The following is a 6,307-nucleotide window of genomic DNA, read 5'->3' as shown; positions in this document are numbered from 1 at the left end:
TTCTGGGTATCAGCACCATTAAATAGAAAGCCTCCCTGAAAAGGGAGGCTTTTTTTCGTTCTAAATTTTACTGTGATCTTGTTACCCTTCAACTCCTGCCTGATCTCGGGCATCCTCATTTCTGCTGTTTATTTGGCTGTTATTGATGGTTTCATCCAGATAATTGTCCGTTGTTGATTGACGGGAAACGTTTTACATGTAGAATCCGCCGCGTTTTGCCTATTACGTGGAGAGAAAGCATGGCGCAGGATAATGAATATTGTTTGGGAGCCGTTCCTGCCAAGGGGCGCAAGGGTGTGCTGTCGCTGATGCTAGTGATGCTGGGTCTGACCTTCTTCTCTGCCAGCATGTGGACCGGTGGGGCGCTGGGTACCGGTCTGGTGTTTGACGACTTCATCAAGGCCGTGCTGCTGGGCAATTTGCTGCTGGGGGTCTATACCGCCTGTCTGGGCTATATCGGTGCCTCGACCGGCCTTTCTACTCATCTGTTGGCGCGTTACTCCTTCGGCGTCAAAGGCTCTTGGCTGCCTTCGCTGCTGTTGGGCGGTACCCAGGTTGGTTGGTTTGGTGTCGGGGTGGCGATGTTTGCCCTACCGGTACAGAAGGCCACGGGGATCGACGTGAACTGGTTGATCGCCATCTCGGGCATCTTGATGACGGTCACCGTCTACTTCGGTATTTCTGCCTTGATGGTGCTGAGCTTTGTCGCCGTACCGGCCATCGCGTTGCTCGGTGGTTACTCCGTCTGGCTGGCTGTCACTTCCGCCGGTGGTATGGAAGCCCTGCAGCAAGTTCAGCCATCCAATCCCATCGAGTTCACCACGGCGCTGACCATGGTGGTCGGTTCCTTTATCAGTGCAGGAACCCTGACCGCTGATTTTGTCCGCTTTGGTCGCAAACCCTGGGGCGCCGTCATGATTACCATGGTGGCGTTTTTTTTGGGCAACACATTGATGTTCGTCTTTGGGGCTGCCGGCGCGGCTGTGACCGGTCAAGCCGATATCTCTGAAGTGATGCTGATGCAGGGGCTGCTGATCCCCGCCATCCTGGTGCTTGGCCTCAATATCTGGACCACCAACGACAATGCCCTCTATGCTTCCGGCCTCGGTTTTGCCAACATCACGGGTCTCAAGAGCAAGCCGCTCAGCGTGATCAATGGCCTGGTCGGTACTGCCTGTGCGCTCTGGCTATACAACAACTTCGTCGGTTGGCTGGCTTTTCTGAGTACGGCGATCCCGCCCATCGGTGGCATCATCATCATGGATTTCCTGCTCAATCGTGAACGTTATCGTCAATTTGCCGACCAGCAATTCGAAGCCATTCGCTGGCAGGCGCTGGTTGCCACCGTCGTCGGAGTAGCCGTCGGCAAGTGGCTGCCGGGCATAGTGCCCCTCAACGCGGTGCTGGGCGCCGCCTTCACCTATTTCATTCTGGTTCGGCTCACGCCGCGACCGATTCTGGTACAGGAAGCAGACAAATGCTGATTCAACATATTCGCCTCGTCGACCGGGAAGGTTTTTGGCAGATCCGTTGCCAGGATGGCGTCATCACCGCTATCGAGCCCCATGATGAACATGCGGTGGCAGGCCATGTGCTGGACGGGGAGGGGGGGCTGGCTATCGCTCCCTTCATCGAGCCCCATATTCACCTCGACACAACCCAGACCGCCGGTGAGCCAAGCTGGAACCTTTCCGGCACCCTGTTCGAGGGGATCGAGCGCTGGGCCGAGCGCAAGGCGCTGCTGACCCATGAGGATGTAAAACAACGCGCAATCCAGACGCTGAAGTGGCAGATCGCCAATGGCATCCAGTTTGTCCGTACTCACGTCGATGTCTCCGATCCCAACCTGGTCGCCCTGAAGGCGATGCTGGAAGTGCGAGAGGAGATGAAGGAGTGGGTCGAGCTGCAGATCGTTGCCTTCCCCCAGGAGGGGATCCTCTCCTACCCCAATGGCAAGGCCTTGCTGGAGGAGGCGCTCAAGCTCGGGGCTGACGTGATCGGTGCCATTCCCCATTTCGAGTTTACCCGGGAATATGGCGTCGAAAGTCTGCATTACATCTTCGATCTGGCCGAGAAGTATCAGGTTCTGGTGGATGTGCACTGTGACGAGATCGACGACGAACAGTCCCGCTTCATCGAGACCCTGGCGACCCTGGCCTACGAGCGCGGCATTGGCCATCGAGTGACCGCCAGCCATACCACGGCGATGCACTCCTATAATGGCGCTTATGCTTCCCGCCTGTTCCGGCTGCTCAAGATGGCGGGTATCAACTTTGTCGCCAACCCCTTGGTGAACATCCACCTGCAGGGGCGGTTTGATACCTATCCCAAGCGCCGTGGCATCACCCGGGTGAAGGAGATGCTGGAGGCGAACATCAACGTCTGCTTCGGCCACGATGATGTGTTCGATCCCTGGTACCCCATGGGCACGGCCAACATGTTGCAGGTGCTGCACATGGGGCTGCATGTCTGCCAGATCATGGGTTATGAGCAGATCAACGAGGGGCTGAAGCTGATTGGCAGCCACAGCGCCCGCACCCTGAATGTACAGGATCGCTACGGCATCGAGGTGGGCAAGCCTGCCAACCTGCTGATCCTGCCCGCAGAAAATGGCTTCGATGCGGTGCGCCGCCAGGTGCCAGTGCGTTACTCCATTCGCCACGGCAAGGTGATCGCCCAGACCCGGCCAGCGCAGACGGAAATCCTGCTCGGTCAGCCGGAACCGGTTGATTTTCGGCGATAAGTTTTCAATCAACCGGTTGGGCGATTAGTTCCCCCTCTGGGCACAATGGTCGGCATTGCGCATAATGTCGGCCTGAGCCTGAAGGAGTAACGCCATGCAAACCTGGTTATATGTTGCTGCGGGGGGGGCCATCGGTGCCTCCCTTCGTTTTGGGATTGCCGAATTGATGGCCCTGTTGCTGGGGCGCCATTTTCCCTACGGCACCCTGCTGGTCAACGTGATCGGCTCCTTCATCATGGGGGTGGCCTATGCCCTCATCAGCCATAGTCATGTCGTCGAGCATCCGATGAAACCGCTATTGATGGTCGGGATCCTGGGAGCCCTGACGACCTTCTCCTCCTTCGCACTCGATACCGTGGTGCTGGCTCAGCATGGCGCCTATCTCAAGGCACTGCTCAACATAGTGCTCAACCTGAGCCTCTGTCTGGCCATGGTGGTGCTGGGCATGCAGTTGGTGGCGAGCCGGGTTTAAGGTGTCCGCACGCCATTGGCTCTGGTAAACTGGCGACCATTCTTTGCTCTATGGGTGTTTAGAGGATGTCAGAACAAGCAACGACAACGCATTTTGGCTTTAAAACCGTGGCTGCAACCGAGAAAGAAACTCTGGTGGCAGGCGTCTTCCATTCGGTGGCGGCCAAGTATGATCTGATGAACGATCTGATGTCGTTCGGCATCCACCGCCTGTGGAAGCGCTTCACCATCGACTGCTCCGGGGTTCGCAAGGGCCAGAAGGTGCTGGATCTGGCCGGGGGCACCGGCGATTTGACCGCCAAGTTCTCCCGCATCGTCGGCGAGACTGGCCAGGTGGTGCTGGCGGATATCAACGATTCCATGCTCAAGGTGGGCCGCGACAAGCTGCGCAACCTGGGAGTGGCAAACAACGTCTCCTACGTGCAGGCCAACGCTGAGGCGCTGCCCTTCCCGGACAATCACTTCGACGTCATCACCATAGGTTTCGGCCTGCGCAACGTGACCAACAAGGACAAGGCGCTGGCCTCCATGTTCCGGGTACTGAAGCCGGGCGGACGCCTGCTGGTATTGGAATTCTCCAAGCCGGTCAGCGAGGTGATCGCCAAGATGTACGATCTCTACTCCTTCAAATTGCTGCCGAAAATGGGCGAAATCGTCGCGAACGACAGCGAAAGCTACAAGTATCTGGCGGAGTCCATCCGCATGCACCCGGACCAGCAGACTCTGGCCGGCATGATGGAAGAGGCCGGCTTCGAGCAGGTCGAGTTCTACAACCTGACTCAGGGCGTCGTTGCCCTGCACCGCGGTTACAAGTTTTAAGGTTGCCTATGCCGATGGATGCCATGGTCACCGCGGTGATCGAAACCAGCCTCAACCGGCTGCTGGAACTGGACAAACAGAGCCCGGAGCAGCTGCGCAAGCTGACCGGCAAGGTGCTCAAGCTGGAGCTGCGTGAACTCAAGCCGCTCTGGTTTGTCTTCTCCGATCGTCGGCTGGACGTGCTGGCCCGCTACGAAGGGGAGGCTGATGCGGTCCTCAGCCTGTCGCTGACGGCGCTCGGTCTGTTGAAAGATCCGTCCGCCCTGACCCGCTACATCCGCGAGGAGAAGCTGGATCTGAGCGGCGATCCCCAACTGGTTCAGGCGTTCAGCGTGCTGCTGGGGGAGCTCGACATCGACTGGGAAGAGGAACTCTCCCGCTATACCGGTGACGTGATGGCTCACACCCTGCTGCGGGGTGCTCGTCAGGCCAGGAGCCTGGTGGGCCGTGAGCTGTGCCGCTCCCAGCGTCAGCTGGCAGAATATCTGACCGAAGAGATCCGCCTCGCGCCGGGTCCGCTGGAAGTGGCGAGCTTCAACGACGATGTCGAAGTGCTGGCCCAGCAACTCAAGGCCATTGAACTGCGCCTGGCCCGTTTCGAACAGCAGGTGACCTGATGACCCCGAAGGAGTTCAAACGCCTCTATCGCATCGTCACCATACTGCTGGAGCAGGGCATCGACGAACTGGTGCCCGCCCGCTATCAACCCTGGCCCGGTCGTCTGGCCCGGCGCAGCCTGTTCTGGCTGAAGAACAAGCAACCCGATCTCAGCCGTGGTGCCCGCATCCGGCTTGCCTTCGAGGCGCTCGGTCCCATCTTCATCAAGTTCGGCCAGATGCTCTCGACCCGGCGCGATCTGTTGCCGCCGGATATCGCCGAAGAGCTGGCGTTGCTGCAGGACAGGGTGCCCCCCTTCTGCGGCCAGGCCGCCCGTCAGCAGATCGAGCGCAGCCTGGGCTGCCCTATCGAGACTCTGTTCGACGACTTCGACGAGACGCCGCTGGCGTCTGCCTCCATCGCTCAGGTGCATACCGCACGGCTGAAGGAGAATGGCCGCGAGATCGTCATCAAGGTGATCCGCCCCGACATCGAACACGTCATCGAGGCCGACCTGCGCCTGATGCAGGCGCTGGCCCGTCTGGTGGCCCGCTTCGTGCCCCAGAGCGCACGGCTGCGTCCCATCGAGGTGGTGGAGGAGTATCGCAAGACCATTCTCGACGAGCTCAACCTGATGCGCGAGGCGGCCAATGCCATCCAGCTGCGCCGCAACTTCACCGGCTCCGAGGCGCTCTATGTGCCCGAGGTGTTCACCGATCACTGCCGCGAGCAGGTATTGGTGATGGAGCGCATCTACGGCATTGCGGTGTCCGACATCGCGGCGCTGGAGGCCAACGGCACCAACATGAAGCTGCTGGCCGAGCGCGGGGTGGAGGTCTTCTTCACCCAGGTGTTCCGCGACAGCTTCTTCCACGCCGACATGCACCCGGGCAATATCTTCGTCTCCTTTGATCACCCGGAGAATCCGCTCTGGATCGGCATCGACTGCGGCATCGTCGGGACCCTGAATCGGGAAGACAAGCGCTACCTGGCGGAGAACTTCCTTGCCTTCTTCAACCGCGACTATCGCCGGGTGGCCGAGCTGCACGTGGAGTCCGGCTGGGTACCGGCCGATACCAAGGTGGACGAGTTCGAATTCGCCATCCGCACCGTGCTGGAGCCCATCTTCGAGAAGCCGCTGTCCGAGATCTCGTTCGGTCACGTGCTGCTCAACCTGTTCAACACGGCGCGCCGTTTCCACATGACGGTGCAGCCGCAGCTGGTGCTGCTGCAGAAGACTCTGCTCTATGTGGAAGGGTTGGGTCGTCAGCTCTATCCCCAGCTGGATCTGTGGCAGACCGCCAAACCCTATCTGGAAAACTGGATGCACCAGCAGGTGGGGCCGAAGGCGGTATTGAATGCGATTCGCGAGAAGGCGCCCTTCTGGGCCGAGAAGCTGCCCGAGTTGCCGGAGCTGGTCTACGAGACCCTGCGCCAGACTCGTCATCAGCAGCTGCATTTCGACCAGATGTTTGCCGAGTTCCGCCGCCACAGCCGGCGGCAGGGGCAGGCTCGCTACCTCTTAGGGGTGGGAGCCAGCCTGCTATTGGCGGGTGTATTCTTGCTGACCCAAAAACAACATATTGAGTGGGGACAAATCAGTCTCGCCGGCGCCGGGTTATGCTGGTTGTTCGGCTGGCTGCGCGCCCGCTCCCATTAAACAAAAAGTGCGCCGAA

General features: G+C 59.4%; 6 protein-coding genes. All 6 read left to right on the top strand.

Features of this window, described 5'->3' with window-relative positions:
- Positions 1-239: 239 nt before the first annotated feature.
- The 6 genes from codB (at position 240) to ubiB (ending at position 6,290) form a co-directional block, all read left to right on the top strand.
- Positions 240-1,484, top strand: a complete 1,245-nt coding sequence (gene codB / locus BN1123_RS10365) for a cytosine permease (protein ID WP_042026846.1) — start codon at positions 240-242, stop codon at positions 1,482-1,484.
- Positions 1,478-2,743 carry a cytosine deaminase gene (locus BN1123_RS10360; protein ID WP_042026844.1) on the top strand — a complete coding sequence of 422 codons (1,266 nt, stop codon included), beginning with the start codon at positions 1,478-1,480 and terminating at the stop codon, positions 2,741-2,743. The genes codB and BN1123_RS10360 overlap by 7 nt, the downstream gene beginning before the upstream one ends.
- Positions 2,744-2,837: 94 nt before the next feature.
- A complete protein-coding gene (crcB, locus tag BN1123_RS10355) occupies positions 2,838-3,215 on the top strand; it encodes a fluoride efflux transporter CrcB (protein WP_026456303.1) in 378 nt (125 codons plus the stop codon).
- Between the two features lie 65 nt (positions 3,216-3,280).
- The gene (ubiE, locus tag BN1123_RS10350) at positions 3,281-4,033 is read left to right on the top strand and encodes a bifunctional demethylmenaquinone methyltransferase/2-methoxy-6-polyprenyl-1,4-benzoquinol methylase UbiE (RefSeq protein ID WP_042026843.1); all 753 of its coding nucleotides are present in this window, start codon (positions 3,281-3,283) and stop codon (positions 4,031-4,033) included.
- A gap of 8 nt (positions 4,034-4,041) precedes the next feature.
- Complete coding sequence (locus BN1123_RS10345; protein WP_042026842.1) at positions 4,042-4,650, top strand: ubiquinone biosynthesis accessory factor UbiJ; 609 nt, start codon at positions 4,042-4,044, stop codon at positions 4,648-4,650.
- Positions 4,650-6,290 (top strand): ubiquinone biosynthesis regulatory protein kinase UbiB, encoded by a 1,641-nt coding sequence (gene ubiB / locus BN1123_RS10340; RefSeq protein ID WP_042026840.1) that lies wholly within the window; start codon positions 4,650-4,652, stop codon positions 6,288-6,290. The genes BN1123_RS10345 and ubiB overlap by 1 nt, the downstream gene beginning before the upstream one ends.
- Positions 6,291-6,307 lie beyond the last annotated feature (17 nt).

This window comes from Aeromonas enteropelogenes, assembly GCF_000819845.1.
Classification (GTDB): domain Bacteria; phylum Pseudomonadota; class Gammaproteobacteria; order Enterobacterales; family Aeromonadaceae; genus Aeromonas; species Aeromonas enteropelogenes.
This window is presented reverse-complemented; position numbering and strand designations above follow the sequence as displayed.

Bases quoted from the DNA above. Each gene is read 5' to 3' on its own strand.
- codB (WP_042026846.1), top strand. From the start codon at position 240: ATGGCGCAGGATAATGAATATTGTTTGGGAGCCGTTCCTGCCAAGGGG.
- BN1123_RS10360 (WP_042026844.1), top strand. From the start codon at position 1,478: ATGCTGATTCAACATATTCGCCTCGTCGACCGGGAAGGTTTTTGGCAG.
- crcB (WP_026456303.1), top strand. From the start codon at position 2,838: ATGCAAACCTGGTTATATGTTGCTGCGGGGGGGGCCATCGGTGCCTCC.
- ubiE (WP_042026843.1), top strand. From the start codon at position 3,281: ATGTCAGAACAAGCAACGACAACGCATTTTGGCTTTAAAACCGTGGCT.
- BN1123_RS10345 (WP_042026842.1), top strand. From the start codon at position 4,042: ATGCCGATGGATGCCATGGTCACCGCGGTGATCGAAACCAGCCTCAAC.
- ubiB (WP_042026840.1), top strand. From the start codon at position 4,650: ATGACCCCGAAGGAGTTCAAACGCCTCTATCGCATCGTCACCATACTG.